Annotated in this window: 2 protein-coding genes and 2 pseudogenes; 3 read left to right on the top strand and 1 reads right to left on the bottom strand. The window is 64.9% G+C overall.

The window, feature by feature from the left end; translation table 11 throughout:
• The 3 genes and pseudogenes from ACQKJZ_RS19305 to ACQKJZ_RS19295 form a co-directional block, all read left to right on the top strand.
• A pseudogene (locus tag ACQKJZ_RS19305) lies at nucleotides 1–188 on the top strand (transcription elongation protein SprT); the annotation flags it as partial.
• 155 nt (nucleotides 189–343) lie between these two features.
• On the top strand, nucleotides 344–985 hold the full coding sequence (locus ACQKJZ_RS19300; protein WP_427733314.1) for an AAA family ATPase: 642 nt from the start codon (nucleotides 344–346) through the stop codon (nucleotides 983–985).
• A gap of 17 nt (nucleotides 986–1,002) precedes the next feature.
• Nucleotides 1,003–1,284, top strand: coding sequence for a hypothetical protein (locus tag ACQKJZ_RS19295; RefSeq protein ID WP_010339217.1), 282 nt, complete (start codon nucleotides 1,003–1,005; stop codon nucleotides 1,282–1,284).
• A 70-nt stretch (nucleotides 1,285–1,354) separates the two neighbouring features.
• On the opposite strand, the pseudogene ACQKJZ_RS19290 reads toward ACQKJZ_RS19295, so the two are convergent.
• Nucleotides 1,355–1,554 (bottom strand): annotated as a pseudogene (locus ACQKJZ_RS19290) (replication initiation protein); the annotation flags it as partial.

Below are 1,554 nucleotides of genomic sequence, written 5' to 3'. Positions count from 1 at the left end.
GAGAGTCGACCGCGCCCAAGAAGCAGAAAGCCCGGATGCTCAAATGCGAGTGCGCGACGTGCGGCTATACCGTGAGGACCGCGCGCAAATGGCTTGAGCAGGCCGGAGCGCCGCTTTGCCCGATCGAGGATCACGGCCAGATGAGCCATGAGCCGCTGGACGATGACGATCCCGAACCGGAGGAATGAGGGCGTTATCGTCATTTCGGATTCAAGACCCGTCCTATCGCCATTTCAATGACGCTCCGATGGCTTAACACCAATAGGTAAGCATCATCTGTATATCATAGCGATAGACAGTTCATGGCAAATCGACTAACGATAGCTCGCAGAGTGAGGGCATTATGATATTGGCAGTCGGAAACACGAAAGGCGGCGTTGGCAAGACCACCCTCGCCGTCAATCTCGCGGTCGCGCTGGCGCTCGCCGGCCGCGACCTCTTGCTGGTGGACGGGGACGAGCAGGGCACCGCCCTCACCTTCACCCAGCTTCGCGCCGAGCGGCTTGGGGAGGCCGGCTATACCGCCGTCGCCCTCACCGGCGCGGCGCTGCGCAGCCAGGTCCGCCAGCTCGCCAGCAAATATGACGATATCATCATCGACGTGGGCGGACGCGATACCGGATCGCTGCGCGCCGCGCTCACCGTCGCCGGCACGCTCCTGGTGCCGGTGCAGCCGCGCAGCTTCGACGTGTGGGCGCTCGATCAGGTTTCGGCGCTGGTCGCCGAGGCGCGCGAGATCAACGAGGGCTTGCGCGCCGTGGCCGTGCTGAACGGCGCGGACGCGCAGGGGGCCGACAATGAGGCCGCCTTGGAGATGATCGGCGATATCGACGGTATCGAAGTGCTGCCCACGTCGATCGTGCGGCGCAAGGCGTTCCCGAACGCGGCGGCCGAGGGCAGGGCGGTTATCGAGCAAAGCCCGCGCGACCCCAAGGCGATAGACGAATTGACGGCGCTGATCGGCGCGGTTTGTATATCAAGATAATATCGGAGTGCGTGTTAATGGCTATCGCTCGTAAACCGAACAGCAAGCCCAAGCCGGCGATTGACGAGGCGGCCGCCGATGCCTTCATTGCCGGCGCGGCGAAGCCGGATGCCGCGCCGATCGCGGTCGAGGCCGACGAGGCGGGGCAGGGGGCCGAGCCGCGCAAGTCGCCGGTGATGCTGCGTTTCGATCGCGCGCTTCTCGCCAAGGTCGATGCGGCAGCCAAGCGGCGCGGGATCAGCCGGAGCGCGTGGATTCAGTTCACGGTGAGCCGCGCGCTCGATGCCGGCGAGGGTTAGGGCGGCGCGGGCTGAGCTGGCGAAGGCTAGGCGGTCCTAGCGCGCGAAAGGTGAGTTTTGGGGTAGGCCCTCACCGTTCGGCCGCTGGCGCGCTGAAATCCACCAGCACCGGCATTTCGGGTATGTCGCCGCGCAGCTTGGCGCGCCGCACGATGCTATGCTGGTCGATCAGGTTTTGCGCGTCGCGCCGGCCGCTCATGGTTTTCGGGAGCCACATCATCGAAACCCGCTCGACCTTGCGGCCTTTCTTGATCGGGGTGAACTCGACCC

It is taken from the genome of Sphingomonas sp. NPDC019816, from assembly GCF_050274375.1.
Taxonomy (GTDB): domain Bacteria; phylum Pseudomonadota; class Alphaproteobacteria; order Sphingomonadales; family Sphingomonadaceae; genus Sphingomonas.
Note: the sequence above shows the minus strand (reverse complement) of the source record. Positions and strands in the feature narration are given on the sequence as shown.

Bases quoted from the DNA above. Each gene is read 5' to 3' on its own strand.
- ACQKJZ_RS19295 (WP_010339217.1), top strand. From the start codon at position 1,003: ATGGCTATCGCTCGTAAACCGAACAGCAAGCCCAAGCCGGCGATTGAC.
- ACQKJZ_RS19300 (WP_427733314.1), top strand. From the start codon at position 344: ATGATATTGGCAGTCGGAAACACGAAAGGCGGCGTTGGCAAGACCACC.